Source organism: Calothrix sp. NIES-3974 (genome assembly GCF_002368395.1).
Lineage (GTDB): Bacteria > Cyanobacteriota > Cyanobacteriia > Cyanobacteriales > Nostocaceae > NIES-3974.
In genome coordinates, this window is record NZ_AP018254.1 from 3,500,866 (window position 1) to 3,518,811 (window position 17,946).

Below are 17,946 nucleotides of genomic sequence, written 5' to 3' on the forward strand. Positions count from 1 at the left end.
CAAGATGAGGAAGCGGGTTTGTAGTTAAATTGCGTAGTATGTTAGTTCTATAAAATTTGTGATTTACTGATTTGACATTTGACATGCAAGCGACAAGTATAGAATGGACTGAAATCGAGAAAACCATTGCCAGGAAGGCATTTGACAAGGCTTATGCCAGGGAAACTAGTGCTTTGATTGAGGAAATTAGTTCTCAAGCGGGTGCAATTAAACAGTTAGAGCAGATTTGGAATTTGCACGACTACCTGAGTGCCAGAAGACACGAAATCGATGGGAAGTATGATTACAGGTATTCGATGTTAGTATTTGTGTTTGCGCGTTTAGTTCAGGAAGGCTGGCTACAACTGGAGGAATTGGAAGGGTTAGCAACCGATAAGCTCAAAAAAATAGCTGCTTTGTCGCGAATGTAGTGGTCTTTGTCAATTGGTTATCTTCTTTGTAGGCTGAGATTATTTATCTTGTGATTTGTTGACAGTTGACTGATGACTGTTGACCTTCAAGGATTAATGATCTCAACCAATAAGCTCACCCATTGTCTGTGTCAAGTATAGGTGAGTTAATTTTTTTGTTTAAGTTTAAATGATTCGGCAGAAAAAATACTTTCTCGATTGATACTGCATTCCAGTTTCCTTGCGACCATTTGGTAATGCAGTAACCAAACTAATCAAACTAATTCTTCCGGATTTCTCATAAATCCCTAACACTTGCGGGGGATAGGGAGTAGAGATATGCTTCCGGGGGAATTTCCCCCAAGCTCAACTGTTTACAGCTATTACCGAAAATGGCAAAAACGTGGGATTTGGGAAGAATTAAATCATACATTGCGCGATCGCTTAAGAGAGAAAATGGGTCGTTTGGCACAGCCAAGTGCGATCGCAGCGGATAGCCAGTCGGTAAAAACGACTGAAAAAAGGGGGATGTGTACAGCTTTGATGGTGGCAAACTAACTAAAGGAAGAAAACGCCAAACAATAGTTGATAGTCTTGGTCTGTGACTCAAAGTCATCGTCAGCGAAGGAAATGCTGGAGAGAGGGTTCTTGCGGCCTATGCCTTGATGGAACTTGCCGAGGAACGTCCAGAATTATTGGAAAAAGTTGAAGTCATGGGGGTTGACTCTGGCTACGATGGTGACAAGTTTGGCTTGGCAGTTTGGTTAATGATTCCAGCTCAAGTTGAGGTAATGCACCGCAAAGAAAAACAATTTGAGGTTTTACCCAAACGTTGGCTAGTAGAAAGAACATTTGCTTGGTTTAACCAGTATCGTCGCTGAAGCAAAGATTATGAATATCTTCCTGAAATGAGTGAGGCTGCTATATATGCTGTTATGACTCCCATTATGCTGCGTCGTTTAACCTCCTAAAGATTTACTTTATAAATGGTCTCTTACCGCTATCCCTAATTTCGACGTTGGAATTGCTAGTGCTGGAGGAGTCGGAACTAGAGTGGGAATTAGACCTGGAACTGGAATTCGCTGGGGCAATCACATTGGTATTTGTGCCACCATGTTTGATATTTTGGTTGATGTTCGGAATCGGATAGCTATGACCACCGTGACTACCATGATTACCTTGGTGGGGTGGTCGGGATGGATGGATTTTTCTGGGAGAACCATAAATTGCTATGTTGCTGGCATCGCAACGAGGATCTAATGGTATATTGTCGTTTCTGGCTTCACAATTTATTAATTGGTTTAAAGTACCAGTTGGATTGATTGTCAAGTTTCTTCCGTTGACGAAGGTTTCTGGACCAATGGCCCTACCATTAATTTCTTGGTTGACAGTTTGGGCTAAAACTGGATTTATGGCCAATACAGCAGTAGCAGAAAAACTTACCAAACTAATGACAGAATTTTTTGAGAATGACATAATACCCTCCAATTAATCTAAAGTATTATGGACAAGTCGGTAGTCGTAATTTACTCACGAATACTGGGGAAACAAAAGTTTCAAAGCATGTAATCCGGATTTTTTGCAAACCCCTAAAACTTACAGGGAGTTGGGAGTAGTAGGAAAATTAACCCGTTAGTCAACGCTTATTACTCACTCGTGAGAAATACAGGGTAGGTACCCATTAGTATTTGAACTAACTCCTTGCTGCATAACTTGGTAATTGAGGTATCTGCAACTAAGTCAAATAATTCTGCGATCGCTTTTCCAGTTTTTAATGGTTGATAAGATTACGGCTTGGGATAATTCCGCAAATCTCGCCACCATTCATTTACAAAATCTTGATGATATTTTCGACTCTACCGAAATTAAAGTGAGTTATTCTCAGCAAGTTACCAACAAACCCTCTTGATTCATTGCATTCAACGGGAAATCCAAGAAGAGTTAGGAATCAAAGTGGATGTTGGTGAACATCTAATCACCGTTGACCATACATATACAGATTTACAGGTGACGTTAACCGTTCATTACTGTCACCATCGGGAAGGTATACCCCAACCAATCGAGTGTGAACAGTTACGGTGGGTCAAACCAGAAGAACTAAATAATTTTACTTTTCCTGAAGCTAATATAGAGATTATTGCGGCCATCCAACGGCGAGAAAGTGGTAGATAGGATTCCTTCCTTGGATGCAGTTTGCCTTGATGATAAATGGGGGGTGTGACCACTTGGTCAAACCCAAAGGAAGTAATATATAATTTGCCCACCCTGGCTAATTGTTGGTAAAACGGAGCCGTTTAATTGATAAACCGCTCCGCTTTGCTTACTTTTTTGCTTATCAAAATCAATATTTGTGAGTTTGTGATGCAGCCATGTTGCTTGATGCTCCTGTCCGCATTTGTCAGCAGCTTGAGTATCACGGGGTTTGTGCGACTTTCAAAGCTATCAACCTGTCGTGTTGCCATTAGGGGTGTAGATGATGGGATGAACGTGGTGAAATCACAAGGCAAGGTTTCTATTACTTACTAACAACCCATTTTCTACCTCTGCACCCCAAGAGACCATGATCTCAACGACTAAATAAATATACCTCGACATTCAGAAATAATTTAGTTGATTGCCACTGAATGTTTCAAATGCAACTGATTTATTTCCGCCAAGCAAGTAATATCATTCATGTGAGGTTGCCTAGGTCTTTAACTTTAATCGTTGTTCCACTGTTCACGACCGATCAAATCAGCAATGCGATCGCGCAACAGAAAGTCGCTCTTTTCTAACTCATACTCCACACAAACCCACTCGCGAGCGGGTATAAATTGGCAAAGTGTATATATTGGCTGCTGTCGGCTCAATAATCCCTTCTGCACCAATCGACGCGCTTCATCCTGAATTACATCCAGAGAATAGTAGCTAGTAGTTGACACCGTATTTACACTCATTTGTATCTCTCACGAAGTTACACGTAAATAGTGTTCCCAGTTTTTGCTGGAAACAAACATTTTGACGAAAATTTGACAAAAATAGATTTGTGGCTGGATTTTGTAGTTTGGTATACTAAACTATTTTCATTTTGGCGTTATATATCCTCAAATTATCTAAAGATATGTTAAAAAAATCAAGCTTTCATAACAAAAATATGAAGTGTGATGCCGAAACAGAGACATATCAAGGCTTTGAATTGCGAGCATACAGATACAACATCACGAAATTAATCTTGACTCCATCAATGTCAGCTGAACCTTGGCTACAGTAAGTATGAAATTACTCTATCCAATCAACGATTTTGCGGAAAGTAAAACAACCTCTTGGTCGCCAGTACATTACTTTCAAAGAACTGCCAGATTTTGCTGACTAATTTTTATTACATAGACCACACCGTATTCGATAATTTTGATTTCTGCACGTATTATGACAGCAAAAACCGAATCTCAACAATGCTCCTATTTGCAGACTTTACTTTTGAGTTTTTAGGCCTCCTCATCTAGAGGCTAACATACATCAATTAGCACCACTGTTTACTTGTTTTTAACAAATCCTTAATCAAAAACATGATCCCCGACGATCCCGCTTTGGGAAAACCGGGATCAATTGCGATCGCACTCAAGAATGAGACTAATTAGGATTTTTGATTAATAGATGTAATACTTTATTGATTTATACATACAACAACAAAATATTAATTTTTATTGAGATTATCCACAGTTAACGAAGATGTATGTACTTTATATGATTTACTGATACAAGTAGAAAAGCTAGCAACGGCTTGCAGCCAAATACACTCAAGGTAGCTGGCATCGAAATAGATTTGTGGCTATTGTTTGGGAAATTCAGTTCCCAAGCAACTTTCTCGAATTAGTTTGTCTTAAGCTTGAATTTGTATATTTTGTCTGATTTAGGTGAATTTATAACCCTGACTATTTCCGTCCCAATAAAATATAGGTCGTCATTGAACCTTTACCTTTTACCTGAATATCACCGCGTTTTTCCAATACAAATTGTTCCTTGAGGAGATTAAACGTATCTTCAGATACATGTATTTTCCCCACGATGCCGTGAGACTCCATTCTACTAGCAATATTAACCGTATCACCCCATAGGTCATAGGTAAACTTTTTAATTCCAATTACCCCCGCAACCACCGCACCAGAATGGATGCCAATCCGAATGCGGAAATTGAGATTATTTTCATGATTAAAATGGTTAATTTCCTCCAGCATATCAATAGCCATATTCGCGATCGCGATCGCATGGTCATGACGACGGGTTGGTAGACCTCCGACCACCATGTAAGCATCACCAATGGTTTTGATTTTTTCCAGTTGATATCGGTCACATAGGCGGTCAAAGGCGGAAAAAATTTGATTTAATAAATTCACAAGTTGAATGGCGCTGAGTTGGGAGGATATTTCCGTAAATCCCACGATATCCGCGAACAGAACAGATACTTCTGCGAAATTTTCGGCAATATTTCCGGGTTGGGTTTTCAGACGATTGGCAATGGGTTCGGGAAGTATATTTAAAAGTAGTTTCTCCGTTTGTTGTTGTTGTTGACGCAGGGCAATTTCCGCTTCAATGCGATGGGTAATATCTCGAAAAATACCTCTAGTTACAGTGGGTTTCCCGTCAACAAATTGACAATTAATATTACCTTCTAAAATAATTTTTTTACCATCTTTGGTGACAAAAGCCGTTTCTGCCATATCAATTTTTTCACCGGACATGACCCGATAGAAAATTTGCCGACTTTGTTGTAGATAGTCTGGATGGATAATATCAAACATATTCATTTTTGCCACTTCTGCCTGGTTATAACCCATTGTGTCATACCAAGCTTTATTGACATATAAGAACTTGCCATATACATCAATAGCTTGAATTAAATCATTGGCATTTTCAAATAAGTCGCGATACCTTTGTTCGCTGGCAAATAAAGCTTCTTCGTAATGTTTACGTTTAATAAATTCGGCAATTTGACTACCAACCGATACCATCATTTGTAACAAATCTGCATCCGGAGCTTGGACTTCCCGACTCCAAAACACCATTACCCCAAACATCTGCTTCTCATCCGAAATCGGAAAACCAAAGGCAGCATGTAAACCCGTTGACAAAGCAACTTGCGATCGCACTGAGGAATTATCCTCTTCTTCCCGAACATCCCTCACCCATAAAGGTGTGTCCATTAACCAAATTCTTCCCGGTATCCCGATTCCTGGGGTATACATAGTTTGCCAAGTAATCGATTTAAAATTGCGTGCATTGACGGTTCTTGATGACCAAATTTCCACACAGCGAAGAATCGGATTTACTCCTTGTTTTCTCCCCGGAATCGGTATATATTGATTAGCTGTCCACAATTCCCCCATATCCCAATCTAACCCTTGACAAATCACCCGTAAAATCTCTGGAATCGATGTTTTCAAAGGGGCTGATTCGGAAATAATTCTCGTGACAATTGATTGGGTTGCTATTCGTTGTTGTCGCAGTTTCCTTGCAGTAATATCACGTCCAACATAAACAATATCTTCATTTCCAGCTATTTTCTTTGGAACTAAAGAACAGGAAAATGCTACCAAAATTTTCTCCTGATTTTTAGTTCGACAAACAGCCTCAAAATTACGAAAATATTTATCAAATAAAGTTCGCTGTTGAATAGCTTGTTTGATAATTTGGTTTTCATCAATAATCCGAGAAATGGGCTGATTAATTAACTCCTCTTCTCCGTAGCCAAATAAATCTATGGCTGCTCGATTGATTCGCTTAATTTCTCCCGCTTTATTAGTCACAATTAAAGCATCCGCAATCGAAGCCAGCACCTGATCCATATAATTTTTATATGCCACCAACATACTTGATGATAGTTTGGCTTCGTTAATGCGTTGCTTAAATTGCTGGGAGACAAATACCCTCTCAGTGACATCAATAATTAAAATTGCTAATTTCCTTTCATCTGTAGTGGGATTATCTTCCACAAAAGCATAAATATCAATATATAAATTCGGTTGATTTTCCCGACTACGGGTAATACATTCTAAGGAAAATAACTCCTCTTCCCCACTCCATAAGTGGGATAAAATATCTTCTGCACCAACTAATTCCGGAAATCCGAGGCGAATATCCTTTCCAATTGCGATTTCTTCCGGATTATCAGCAAAACGCTGAACTTGTTCCGAAAAATTAGTAATTAGCAATTGCTGATTAATCCACAATTGCTCAATTTTCCGTGGTGTATTCCGCTTGTTAAAAATTTGGTCGAGTACCTGATATTTCATTGCGAAAGGTGATTGACTTAGCGCTGATTAACTTAGATACATCCGCCTGGTTACAATCAATGGTGGAACACACAAAGAAGAATTTTCTCAAACCGTCACAATTGCTAGTTTCTTTCACTATTCAAGCTTGTCCGGACGGAAAACATTTATTTTGTGCTTAAAAGTCGGTTATAGGCTTTCAAAAGCTATTATCAACTGCTGAAAGTAGGATAAATACAAGGGATTTTCCCCAAAGGTCGTTCCCCTATACTGAAAGACAAAATAAGAATTTTTTTACACTCACCCACCTATACAAATTGATATTTCCAATTCCCTAAATATTCCATTATCATATGGCACTCAAAGAAAAGTATGCTTAATGAATGGAAGCTAACATTCAAATGTCAACACGATTTAAACAAGATAGTTTCAGCTTTGATTCTCTTGTTCAATACTCAAACTTGCAAATTATAGACAAGCCTTGAGATATTCAACCGGAAAATACTGAGACAGCTTGCATCAAAAGTGTTGTTAATTTTTGTAAAATGTATAGCTTTTGACAAAGGTTTTAAAAGTTATAACCCTAAAATTAAAGTTTGGAAATGCACCACTGAAGAAGAATGAAGATATTTTTTCAAAAAACTGGTAAATAAACAAGTATTTGGGGAGAGAAAAAAATAGTTTTAGCCGAAGTAGCCAGCAAGAGTGGTGCAAGCCCCAATTAGTGTGCAGTTAAACACTACCATATACAGGTATAGCAGCACCCCGGATATCACCAGCAGCAGGGGAAGCCAGAAAACAGATAACTTCAGCTAAAGATTGGGGTTTGACCCATTTATCAGCATCCGCACTACCCATTGCTTCCCGATTCGCAGGAGTATCGATCACGCTGGGAAGAACCACATTCGCAGTGATATTAGTCCCTTTAGTTTCATCTGCGATCGCCTTGGTTAAGGCTACCACCCCCGCTTTAGCAGCACAATACGCAGCCAATTGTCCCACAGGTTCAACCGCACCACGAGAACCAACCGTTACAATTCGTCCGTATCCAGTTTCCCGCATTCGTCGCAAAGCATGTTTACAGCACAAAAACGTCGTATGCAAATTTAGCTCAAAATCTGCCTTCCACGCATCAAAGCTATAGGAATCGGTTTTACCCATTGAAAACCCACCCACCAGATGAATCAACACATCAACCCGTGGCATTTCATCAATCAACCTTGCAACCACCACCTCATCGCTGAGATTCGCTGTCACAAATCGAATTCTCGCGAAATCAGCCGGATTTACATAACCCTTAAGACGTTCAACCTGTTGATAATTAACATAGGGAATCGTTATGTGGCCACCTTTTTCTAACACAGCAGGTGTCACTCCTAAACCGAGTCCACCAACACCACCTGTTAACAAAACATGCTGATTCTTCATTATTGCCCTACCGTAGATACACTCGCTAGAACCATTATCGCAGCATAAATGGGAGTCGGGAGTCGGGAGTCGGGAGTAGCCCTAGTTACAGTAATTTTGTGCGTATTTGGCTGATGCTCACGCTGGAGTCCAACCATGTAATATAACGTGGGCTTTAGTGCTTTGTGCCTAATTATAGATACCAATTGGAAAAAAGAGTACAACTACAACATAGATGGAAAGATGGAACCCACATACAATACTTTGGCAGCTAGCGTGCTTGCACACAAACAGCAGACCCTAATTAGAGCAACCCTATCAAATTCATCAGAAAAACAAAAAAGCCCACTCCAGCAGGCTTTTTCTCCTCCAGCAAACATCAGGAAATTTGCGGCAATTATTTAACTTTTTGTTTAATAAAGGTGACTACTTGAGTAAGTTGCTTTTTGAGAGTATCGATTTCGGCCTGCATTTTGGCAATTTTCTCATTCAAAGCTTGAATCTCACCACCAGAATTTCCCGCAGCAGCACCTGTATTTGGCTGAGGTTGATACGCATGTATTTGCGTAGTTTCTTGACGGGGTAATTTAGCCTTCGCCATTGCCGACTTAATGGCGCTAATTAATTGCTTTTGATCAAAAGGTTTGCCGAGAAACTCAAAATATTCAAAGGGTTCAGAAATCTTTTCCGTCACCTCTTCTTTGCGTCCCGACATAATTACCAAGGGAGTTTTACGCAAATCAGATTGAGCTTGAATTTGCTGAAAAACCTCCCATCCGCTCATCTTCGGTAGGAGAAAGTCAAGCATAATCAGGCTAAATTTTTCTTGACGAATCAAATTTAGCCCTTCTAGCCCATCCTTTGCTTCTAAAACTTGGAAGTTCCCAGGGGGTAGCATCTCGCGTACTTTGACCCTGACAACTGTAGTATCATCAATAACTAGAATTTTGTTACTTGCCACGACTACTTGCTCTAACAGATACTTTAGGTTGAAAAAATTTAAGGCGATGGAGTCATCCCACTATACCCAAAATTTACAGCTATGGGGGGATAGTAAATTCTTGGAAAAGTAAAGATTTGGTAGATGCTGGTTTAAGTGTATATGTGTATAAGTTTAATGAATCGCCAAGGGATGGCAAGGGCAAAAATACGTATGTGTTATTACGTGAGAAGCAAGTAATAATGGTAGTTACTCCATCGGTCAATCCTCATCCAAGGCAGGAAAATATTCTTCAAACTTCCACAGTTGTTCGCGATTTTCTACAAACCAAATTCTGGTTTCCGGTAGCAGCTTACCCCAAATCTCTTCCGGGGGGATATTCGGCATTTCATAGCGGTACTCTGCACCCAGAGTTCGGAGATTTTCTTCCACAACGAAAGACATACCAAATGCCTGCCAATCGACTTGAACATCAATTCCAGAAGCGCAGGAAGCAGGATTGTATACTAATTGGGCTGTGCGAATTAAATCGGCAAAATGTACAGGTTTGAGCTTGGTTAAATCAGTGATTGCCGATTGGTCAGACTGATTCGGATCAGATTCACTTGCAGGCATAATTTTCGCTGGTGATTAGAGAACGATCGATTTTGAGCAAACATTGCGGATTTATCGCTCGACCCCATCCCCAGTAAACAGGATTCTATCAACTGCAAACAGTCACCCATCCAACAATATCTAAAATTTTAGCTTGATACAGAGGGAGTAGGGACAGACGCGATATATCGCGTCTGTACGCCGAATGATTGGTTATGTTGCGGTTTTATGTTTAATGGCACCTACCTACTTACCCAGTTCGCTACATATAAGGCTAGTGGTCTGTAGCTATAGGGTCGAAAAAGCTTTACTTTAAATGCGCTATAGCCGCAGGGTTGTCGTAGACTAGGGCTACTAAGAACTTTTTCTTACCCATCAAAATTAATTAATACGATAGACCACTAGTTCGGGTTGGTGGAAATATCCAGACCATTTATCTGGTGACTATGCTCTGCGTGGTCACCCAGTAAATGAGGGCTACCGCCTTGGTTCACGAGGCTGGAGCCTCGCAGATTCTGCTCCCACGCGGAGCATGGGAGCTAGGGGAATGGTAGGCGTATTTCCGCCGACTTGTACTAGTTCGGGATTACAGTTTCAGCATTTTATCTGGTGACTATGCTCTGCGTGGTCACCCAGTAAATGAGGGCTACCGCCTTGGTTCACGAGGCTGGAGCCTCGCAGATTCTGCTCCCACGCGGAGCATGGGAGCTAGGGGAATGGTAGGCGTATTTCCGCCGACTTGTACTAGTTCGGGATTACAGTTTCAGCATTTTATCTGGTGACTATGCTCTGCGTGGTCACCCAGTAAATGAGGGCTACCGCCTTGGTTCACGAGGCTGGAGCCTCGCAGATTCTGCTCCCACGCGGAGCATGGGAGCTAGGGGAATGGTAGGCGTATTTCCGCCGACTTGTACTAGTTCGGGATTACAGTTTCAGCATTTTATCTGGTGACTATGCTCTGCGTGGTCACCCAGTAAATGAGGGCTACCGCCTTGGTTCACGAGGCTGGAGCCTCGCAGATTCTGCTCCCACGCGGAGCATGGGAGCTAGGGGAATGGTAGGCGATTTCCGCCGACTTGTACTAGTTCGGGATTACAGTTTCAGCATTTTAAAATCGAAAATCTAAAATCCAAAATCCCATAGGTTGATTCATGGGGCAAAATATCGACTAAACTTCTACGGTAAGCCGTCCTTGCGGTTATATGTCAATGAGTACGGTATTTGTCACAATAGAAAACGGTGTCATATTCAATGTTTTTGGCACAAACACCAGGGTGTGTCGATCGGGTTTGCTTCCATCAATTATTATCGGTAGCAAATCAACTTTCATGCCAAAGAGGGTGTAAACTACTCTGGACTACAAGCTCACATGGAAAGATGCTGGTATTGCTAACAACCGACATTAATCCGAAAAATTAGCAATTTAAGGAGAAACAACAAAGACGATGAATAGCGACTCCCCAGAGCCAATCAATATCAATTCCTCACAAGAACAAGTAACCGAAACGGTAAATTCGGCTGATGATATCAACAATGCCAACCAGGAAAATCAATCACCTGACAACCAAATGGAAACAGGCGATGCTGTTGTCGTAGCCCAATTGACCCAGCAAATCGACAGCTTAAAGCTGCAACTAGAAGAACGACAGACTCAGTACATGCGTATTGCTGCGGACTTTGAAAATTATCGCAAACGTACTCAGAAAGAAAAAGAAGAACTTGATGGTCAGGTCAAACGCAATACAATTACTGAACTATTGCCAGTGATTGATAACTTTGAACGAGCTCGTGCCCAAATTAAACCCCAAAATGATGGGGAAATGAACATCCACAAAAGTTATCAAAGTGTTTACAAACAACTGGTGGATTGTTTAAAACGGATTGGTGTGTCGCCAATGCGACCAGAGGGACAACCATTCGATCCGAATTTCCATGAAGCAGTTATGCGCGAACCTACGGATGAATATCCGGAGGGAACAGTGTTAGAAGAGTTAGTGCGCGGATACTTTTTAGGCGATCGCGTTTTACGTCATGCGATGGTCAAAGTTGCAGCACCGAAGGAAGATGCTTCTCCCCAAGCACAGGATTCTGTTTCCACCCAGGGGGAGTAATTCAACCTCTGAGCAGCACTGACTCGAAATTTACGGGTATCGCCTGTGTTGCACGAATTCAGTATTTCTCACCACAGGCGGTTAGCCCCTGTGGTCACTTATTTATGTATAGATAAATACATAATTTCTCTGGTCTGATTCCAACTTGTATCCACCATCCGACAAAGCGAATGTGATTGGTATGGCGCGATATCTGCCCTAAAAGTATCTGCTGAACTTAATTAGTTTTTAGTAAGTTTCAATCGGTTTGTCGCTCTTGGTCAGTGACACCGATGAAACATCGACAAACTGAAGTCGTGGTTTATGCCGCACTGCTTCATGTCAATAAAATTCAGTATATGAAACGATACCTATGGGAAAAGTTATTGGAATTGATTTAGGCACTACCAACAGTTGCGTCGCTGTTTTAGAGGGTGGACAACCGATTGTGATTGCGAACTCGGAGGGAGGAAGGACAACCCCCAGTATTGTCGGTTTTGGCAAAGGTGGTGAGCGCTTGGTGGGACAGTTGGCCAAGCGTCAAGCGGTGACGAATGCGGAAAATACGATTTATAGTATCAAACGCTTTATTGGTCGGCGTTGGGAAGACACGGAAACCGAGCGATCGCGTGTTCCCTATCAGTGTATCAAGGGTCGTGATGATACTGTTGATGTGCAAATTCGTGGTAAAAATTATACTCCCCAAGAAGTTTCGGCAATGGTTTTACAAAAGCTGAAACAGGATGCGGAAAGTTTTCTGGGGGAAACGGTGACGCAAGCGGTAATTACCGTACCTGCCTATTTTACCGATGCTCAACGTCAAGCAACTAAGGATGCTGGGACAATTGCGGGTTTGGAGGTTCTGCGGATTATTAATGAACCAACGGCTGCGGCTTTGGCTTTTGGTTTAGATAAGCAAGATGAAGAGCAGTTAATTTTAGTATTTGATTTGGGGGGAGGTACCTTTGATGTTTCCATACTCCAATTGGGTGATGGTGTCTTTGAGGTGAAAGCCACCTGTGGGAATAACCAACTCGGTGGTGATGATTTTGATAACGTCATCGTTGAGTGGATGATTACCGCTTTTCAACAGCAAGAAAAGATTAACCTGGCTGAGGATAAAATGGCTTTACAACGCTTACGGGAAGCTGCGGAAAAAGCCAAAATTGAACTCTCAACAATGGTAACGACTTCGATTAATTTACCATTTATCACCGCCGATGAAACTGGACCAAAGCATTTAGAGATGGAATTAAGCCGCGCGAAGTTTGAAGAATTATCAGCAAAGCTGATTGCGGCCACCATTGAACCAATGATTCAAGCCCTTAAGGATGCGGAGCTCAAACCGGAAGATATTGATAAAATTATCCTTGTGGGTGGTTCTACTCGTATTCCCGCCGTTCAAAATGCCCTAGTCAAGTTTTTTGGTGGTAAAACCCCTGACCGCTCTATTAACCCCGATGAAGCGGTGGCTCTAGGTGCGGCGATTCAAGCCGGGGTTTTAGGTGGAGAGGTGGATAATCTATTACTTTTGGATGTAACACCTCTGTCCTTGGGAATTGAAACACTGGGTGAAGTCTTTACTAAGATTATTGAACGCAATACCACCATTCCCACCAGTAAATCCCAGATATTTTCCACTGCGGTGGACGGACAAACCTCGGTGGAAATCCATGTCCTCCAAGGTGAACGCGCAATGGCACGGGATAATAAGAGTCTAGGTAAATTTTTGCTCACTGGTATCCCCCCCGCATCCCGTGGTGTACCCCAAATCGAAGTTTCCTTTGAGATGGATGTCAACGGTATATTGAAAGTTTCTGCCCAAGATAAGGGTACTGGACGGGAACAAAGTATCCGCATCACTAATACGGGTGGATTAAGTAGCAGCGAAGTTGAACGGATGCGCCAAGAGGCGGAAATGTTCGCCGAAGAGGACAGGAAACGGATGGAATTGGTTGGCTTGAAAAATCAAGCTGATAATCTTTGTGCCAGCTACGCATCCACCCTCAAGGATAACGGTGATTTAATTGGGGAAGCCATGAAAACCCTAGCCGCCGAGAAGTTTGCTGGCTTACAAGCAGTAATGGAGCAAACAGATGTGTCTGTGGCTGATTTTAAACAGCGTTTAGATGATTTCCAGCAAGCACTGTTTGCTATTGGCGCAGAGGTGTACAATCGTGCCAGTGGAGAACCAGGGGAAGTAGTGGAAATTACCAGTGGTTCTGCTGTTGCCGATACTGGTAGTGCTGTAGCTGAAGAGGGATTTACTCCCCAATTTAACTTTGATTTTGATGAAGATAGCAGCATCCTAGATGATTACGAGGAAATTGATTAATTCTGAAGCTGTTGATAGGGGATTTGTAATTTCAAAATCTTCAATTTGGGGGCTGCTGAATACAAATATGAATTGAAAATTTACGTTGTGTAGAGACGTAGCATTGCTACGTCTCTACTATTGTGGTTTGAATACAAAATGTAAATAATTATAATTCATACCCAAATTCAGCAACGTCTCCATTTGTTTTAATTTGTAGATTTCGGGAGGGAGATGCGATATATCGCAACAAAGTTCAGTTATACTTATAGACTTAAAAGCCTGATTATTGGGTAGGTTAAGGCAGTAGCCCTCGTGGAATGCGTCCCCACGCGGAGCATCGGGACGAGATAATCACAAAAACTGTGTGAACTTATGGGTAAATTTCCACAAAATCAACAGTCTACGTAAAGCCTCAGCCTAACCTACAGTTATCCTTAACACCAAGCGTATTGACTTACAAGCAGCAAGCCCTACATAATTTCCGGCAAAAAATTATGGGGTGATTTATCAACCACCCCAATCTTGATTTAACTTTCTAACGCTAATTTACTGAATTCAATTGTGAGTGATTACTGAGAAATAGCTTCAGCGATGGTGGGTGCAGAAAATACTTGGGCGTACATACTGCTAGGCTGTTGCTTGGCAACTACTGGTAAGGCTTCCCGTGCATGGGCTGCAACTTCTACTGTTTTCACATCATAGACTTGGGTGGCAATTTTCGGATACAAGCCAATACCAATGATGGGTAATAGGAAACAGGCGGTGATAAATAATTCACGGGGTTTGATGTCAGCAACAACCGCATCTAGGTGTAATTCTTGGCTTTGCTGTCCGTAGAAGACTTCCCGCAACATTGAAAGTAGGTAAATGGGGGTTAAAATTACACCAACCGCACTTAAGAGTACAACCACAACCTTGAAACTGGAACTGTAAACATCGCTGGTGGCGATACCCAGGAATACCATTAACTCGCCGACAAAACCGCTCATCCCCGGTAATGCGAGGGAAGCCATTGAACCTGCGGTGAACAGTGCAAAGGTGCGAGGCATAACTTTTGCCATTCCACCCATTTTGTCCATCATCAAGGTGTGGGTACGTTCGTAGGTGACACCGGATAGGAAGAATAGGGCAGCTGCAATTAAACCGTGGGACAACATTTGCAGGACTGCACCGCTCATTCCTAGTTCAGTGTAGGAAGCAATACCAACTAGAACAAATCCCATGTGGGCGATGGAAGAGTACGCCAAACGACGTTTCAGGTTCCTTTGGGCGAAGGCGCAACACGCACCGTAAATAATATTGACAACACCAAGTATTGCTAGGACTGGAGCAAAGTATACATGGGCATTGGGTAGCATTTCGATGTTGAAGCGAATTAAACCATAGCCACCCATTTTTAAGAGTACACCCGCTAAAATCATCGAGCCAGCTGCTGGTGCTTCGCCATGTGCGTCGGGAAGCCAGGTGTGGAAGGGAAAGACTGAGAGTTTTACGCCGTAGGCGATTAAAAAGCCTGTGTATACTACAAGTTCTATTAATTGGGGATACTGTTTCATTCCCAAGGCTACCATGTCAAAGGTAAAGGTATCGCCGGAGAATGCCATTGTCAAACCTGCAACTAAGATGAAAATCGAAGCTGCGGCAGTGTAAATGATAAATTTAGTTGCTGCATACCGACGTTTTGCACTACCCCAAATTGATATCAGTAAATATACAGGCACCAATTCGATTTCCCACATCAAGAAAAATAACAACATATCTTGAGCGGTAAATACCCCGATTTGGGCACTGTACATCATTAACATCAAAGCATAAAACAATCGCGGCTTGTTTTTCACTTGCCAAGCCGCGAAGATTGCCAGGGTATTAATTAAACCAGTTAGTAAAACTAATGGCATGGATAAGCCATCAATACCAACTGACCAGTTTAAACCGATTTGGGGAATCCAAGAATAGCTTTCGACTAACTGCATCCCTGAATTTTGGAAGTCGTAGTTTTGCCAAAAGCCAATAATCATTAAGGCAAAATCCGCGATCGCAATTCCCAAGGTGTACCACCGCACTGTTTTTCCATCTTTGTCGGGAAGCAGGGGAATCGCAAGGGCTGCCATTAGGGGCAAGCCAATTATGGCACTCAGCCACGGAAACTCTATACCATTCATCACTGACAATCGTTTTATAAGTTCATCTTTGTTTACATTATATTAAGTAATGTGTGGTTTTGTAAACAGAATATATCCCTAGTCAGAGCTTTTTTGAAAAAAAAGGAATAAATGCTTATTGACACGCTCCCCAAACCCCTGATTTTAAGCCAAAAATAGGTCGGCGATGGAAGTAAGCACTGGATTATTTTTACATTTATTTATATTTTGGATGAATAAATATACTAATTCACCAGTAGGTTTTAGCAGATAGAGTCTACAAAAGGATGAGATATTAAGCCTTTCCCCCTTAATTCAACTGATGGGCTGAGGAGGTGGATGGGATTGTGTGTAGAGAGGAGAATTCAAATGATGTAAGTGCCCACTCCTATATTTAGTATTATTCTAAATTCGGAAATTGGCAGGAAAATTAGAGTGGTGGTTTGAGGTGTAAAATCTATATATAGTCATCAATCAAGATAGTTGGTGGCAGTCACCCTCCAGTCTGGTTTAGATCGGGTGGGAAAGGAAAAAATGTGATTAACTTTAACAGACGACAAAATTCTGCTAAGTGGTATCTGAGTGAAAATTTAGCAGCCTATTTATTTTTGGCTCCTGCGATCGCAGTTCTCGGTATTTTCGTAATTTTACCGATTCTCTATGCAGTCTTTCTTTCCTTCCATCGGGTGAGACTTCTAGGGGAAATTGAGTATCATTTCATCGGTTTGCGCAATTTCTCCCACTTAATCACCGATGAGCGGGTTTGGATTGCTTTGAGAAATACAATTGAATATGTGGTGATTGTTGTTCCTAGCCAAACTGTATTGGCGTTGATTTTAGCTGTCACCTTGAATTCGGGGATTCGGGGTAAGAACGCTTGGCGAATTTTATATTTTCTCCCGACTGTTACATCCTCGGCGGTGTTAACGCTAATCTTTATGTGGATTTACAATACCAATGGTTTATTAAACAATTTTTTGGCGTGGTTGCATTTACCTACCTACAATTGGTTGGGAGACCCAGGGGTCGCTCTGAAGGCAATTATGTTGATGAATATTTGGTCAACAGCACCGTTTTTCATGGTGATTTATTTAGCTGCATTGCAGGATATCCCCAAATCCCTGTACGAAGCAGCGACTTTAGATGGAGCCAATGAATGGCAAAAATTTATCTACTTGACAGTTCCCATGTTACGTCCGGTGACATTTTTTGTAGTGGCGATGGGAATTATTGGCACATTTCAGTTATTTGACCAATCCTATATCTTTTCTGGGGGTACGGGTGGTCCAAATAATGCGACGTTAACAGTGGTATTACTGATATATCAAGCCGTATTCCGCCATCTGCAACTGGGATATGGTTCCGCGATCGCATTTTTATTGGCGGCAATTATCATTGTGGCTACCCTAATTCAGCGTCGGACAATGGATTAGATTAACTGTCAGCGTGTCCCACTTCCGCGATTACTGTCCGGTGCGCCAAAGTTAGGTGGTTCGTATTTATCTGATAAAGGTTTTTGCTCTCCTGGAGTAATTACTTCTTCGTGACTGACTTCAAGCATCTGACGGGTATACTCCTTGCGGATTTGTAAGTTGACCGTCAAATCAGCTAGTCTCGGTAACACCAAGTGCGCACTAATCAACATCACTAGTGCGGCAATCATTTTGAAGGTGATTTTTAAATTGTCTGGGGAATTTCCCGGATTATTCATCTGTATTAGAGAATTGGGAGATTGACCCGTTTGATCCGATTTAGCAGAAATCATGATTTTTTCTAAGTTTTGGAAAATTTTGTGAAAAATTATGTATCTTTAACAACTT

The 17,946-nt window shown here is 41.6% G+C and carries 14 protein-coding genes and 1 pseudogene; 7 read left to right on the forward strand and 8 right to left on the reverse strand.

Features of this window, described 5'->3' with window-relative positions:
• Positions 1 to 83: 83 nt before the first annotated feature.
• Together CDC37_RS14140 and CDC37_RS14145 are read left to right on the forward strand one after the other, a co-directional pair.
• Positions 84 to 410 (forward strand): hypothetical protein, encoded by a 327-nt coding sequence (locus CDC37_RS14140; RefSeq protein WP_096622587.1) that lies wholly within the window; start codon positions 84 to 86, stop codon positions 408 to 410.
• A gap of 315 nt (positions 411 to 725) precedes the next feature.
• Positions 726 to 1,360, forward strand: a pseudogene (locus tag CDC37_RS14145) (IS5 family transposase); the annotation flags it as partial.
• A gap of 4 nt (positions 1,361 to 1,364) precedes the next feature.
• On the opposite strand, the gene CDC37_RS14150 reads toward CDC37_RS14145, so the two are convergent.
• The gene (locus tag CDC37_RS14150; RefSeq protein WP_096622588.1) at positions 1,365 to 1,865 is read right to left on the reverse strand and encodes a hypothetical protein; all 501 of its coding nucleotides are present in this window, start codon (positions 1,863 to 1,865) and stop codon (positions 1,365 to 1,367) included.
• 429 nt (positions 1,866 to 2,294) lie between these two features.
• On the opposite strand from CDC37_RS14150, the gene CDC37_RS14155 reads away from it, so the two are divergent.
• Positions 2,295 to 2,561 (forward strand): NUDIX domain-containing protein, encoded by a 267-nt coding sequence (locus tag CDC37_RS14155; RefSeq protein ID WP_096622589.1) that lies wholly within the window; start codon positions 2,295 to 2,297, stop codon positions 2,559 to 2,561.
• Between the two features lie 527 nt (positions 2,562 to 3,088).
• Here the strand turns inward: CDC37_RS14155 and CDC37_RS14160 are convergent.
• From CDC37_RS14160 to fabG, 3 genes are all read right to left on the reverse strand, one after another.
• A complete protein-coding gene (locus tag CDC37_RS14160; protein WP_096622590.1) occupies positions 3,089 to 3,325 on the reverse strand; it encodes a DUF4327 family protein in 237 nt (78 codons plus the stop codon).
• A gap of 975 nt (positions 3,326 to 4,300) precedes the next feature.
• Positions 4,301 to 6,658 carry an adenylate/guanylate cyclase domain-containing protein gene (locus CDC37_RS14165; protein WP_096622591.1) on the reverse strand — a complete coding sequence of 786 codons (2,358 nt, stop codon included), beginning with the start codon at positions 6,656 to 6,658 and terminating at the stop codon, positions 4,301 to 4,303.
• Positions 6,659 to 7,369: 711 nt separating this feature from the next.
• Positions 7,370 to 8,065 carry a 3-oxoacyl-ACP reductase FabG gene (gene fabG, locus CDC37_RS14170; protein WP_096622592.1) on the reverse strand — a complete coding sequence of 232 codons (696 nt, stop codon included), beginning with the start codon at positions 8,063 to 8,065 and terminating at the stop codon, positions 7,370 to 7,372.
• A 222-nt stretch (positions 8,066 to 8,287) separates the two neighbouring features.
• On the opposite strand from fabG, the gene CDC37_RS14175 reads away from it, so the two are divergent.
• Positions 8,288 to 8,449 carry a hypothetical protein gene (locus CDC37_RS14175; protein WP_157780752.1) on the forward strand — a complete coding sequence of 54 codons (162 nt, stop codon included), beginning with the start codon at positions 8,288 to 8,290 and terminating at the stop codon, positions 8,447 to 8,449.
• On the opposite strand, the gene CDC37_RS14180 is transcribed toward CDC37_RS14175, so the two are convergent.
• The gene (locus tag CDC37_RS14180) at positions 8,442 to 9,005 is read right to left on the reverse strand and encodes a response regulator (protein ID WP_096622594.1); all 564 of its coding nucleotides are present in this window, start codon (positions 9,003 to 9,005) and stop codon (positions 8,442 to 8,444) included. The two genes, CDC37_RS14175 and CDC37_RS14180, sit on opposite strands and share 8 nt — an antisense overlap.
• Positions 9,006 to 9,245: 240 nt before the next feature.
• Positions 9,246 to 9,599: an excinuclease ATPase subunit gene (locus tag CDC37_RS14185; RefSeq protein ID WP_096622595.1), complete on the reverse strand. Its 354-nt coding sequence runs from the start codon at positions 9,597 to 9,599 to the stop codon at positions 9,246 to 9,248.
• A gap of 1,424 nt (positions 9,600 to 11,023) precedes the next feature.
• Between CDC37_RS14185 and grpE the strand changes: the two genes are divergently transcribed.
• Both grpE and dnaK read left to right on the forward strand, forming a co-directional pair.
• Positions 11,024 to 11,689, forward strand: a complete 666-nt coding sequence (gene grpE / locus CDC37_RS14190; RefSeq protein WP_096622596.1) for a nucleotide exchange factor GrpE — start codon at positions 11,024 to 11,026, stop codon at positions 11,687 to 11,689.
• Between the two features lie 352 nt (positions 11,690 to 12,041).
• On the forward strand, positions 12,042 to 14,003 hold the full coding sequence (gene dnaK, locus CDC37_RS14195; protein ID WP_096622597.1) for a molecular chaperone DnaK: 1,962 nt from the start codon (positions 12,042 to 12,044) through the stop codon (positions 14,001 to 14,003).
• 551 nt (positions 14,004 to 14,554) lie between these two features.
• On the opposite strand, the gene CDC37_RS14200 is transcribed toward dnaK, so the two are convergent.
• The gene (locus CDC37_RS14200) at positions 14,555 to 16,147 is read right to left on the reverse strand and encodes an NAD(P)H-quinone oxidoreductase subunit 4 (RefSeq protein ID WP_096622598.1); all 1,593 of its coding nucleotides are present in this window, start codon (positions 16,145 to 16,147) and stop codon (positions 14,555 to 14,557) included.
• Between the two features lie 515 nt (positions 16,148 to 16,662).
• Here CDC37_RS14200 and CDC37_RS14205 point away from each other — a divergent pair.
• Positions 16,663 to 17,559, forward strand: coding sequence for a carbohydrate ABC transporter permease (locus tag CDC37_RS14205; protein WP_096622599.1), 897 nt, complete (start codon positions 16,663 to 16,665; stop codon positions 17,557 to 17,559).
• A gap of 8 nt (positions 17,560 to 17,567) precedes the next feature.
• Here the strand turns inward: CDC37_RS14205 and CDC37_RS14210 are convergent, their stop codons facing one another.
• A complete protein-coding gene (locus tag CDC37_RS14210; protein ID WP_096622600.1) occupies positions 17,568 to 17,891 on the reverse strand; it encodes a hypothetical protein in 324 nt (107 codons plus the stop codon).
• Positions 17,892 to 17,946: the final 55 nt, after the last annotated feature.

Bases quoted from the DNA above. Each gene is read 5' to 3' on its own strand.
- CDC37_RS14210 (WP_096622600.1), bottom strand. From the start codon at position 17,891: ATGATTTCTGCTAAATCGGATCAAACGGGTCAATCTCCCAATTCTCTA.
- CDC37_RS14150 (WP_096622588.1), bottom strand. From the start codon at position 1,865: ATGTCATTCTCAAAAAATTCTGTCATTAGTTTGGTAAGTTTTTCTGCT.
- CDC37_RS14185 (WP_096622595.1), bottom strand. From the start codon at position 9,599: ATGCCTGCAAGTGAATCTGATCCGAATCAGTCTGACCAATCGGCAATC.
- CDC37_RS14200 (WP_096622598.1), bottom strand. From the start codon at position 16,147: ATGAATGGTATAGAGTTTCCGTGGCTGAGTGCCATAATTGGCTTGCCC.
- CDC37_RS14175 (WP_157780752.1), top strand. From the start codon at position 8,288: ATGGAACCCACATACAATACTTTGGCAGCTAGCGTGCTTGCACACAAA.
- CDC37_RS14165 (WP_096622591.1), bottom strand. From the start codon at position 6,658: ATGAAATATCAGGTACTCGACCAAATTTTTAACAAGCGGAATACACCA.
- grpE (WP_096622596.1), top strand. From the start codon at position 11,024: ATGAATAGCGACTCCCCAGAGCCAATCAATATCAATTCCTCACAAGAA.
- fabG (WP_096622592.1), bottom strand. From the start codon at position 8,065: ATGAAGAATCAGCATGTTTTGTTAACAGGTGGTGTTGGTGGACTCGGT.
- dnaK (WP_096622597.1), top strand. From the start codon at position 12,042: ATGGGAAAAGTTATTGGAATTGATTTAGGCACTACCAACAGTTGCGTC.
- CDC37_RS14140 (WP_096622587.1), top strand. From the start codon at position 84: ATGCAAGCGACAAGTATAGAATGGACTGAAATCGAGAAAACCATTGCC.
- CDC37_RS14160 (WP_096622590.1), bottom strand. From the start codon at position 3,325: ATGAGTGTAAATACGGTGTCAACTACTAGCTACTATTCTCTGGATGTA.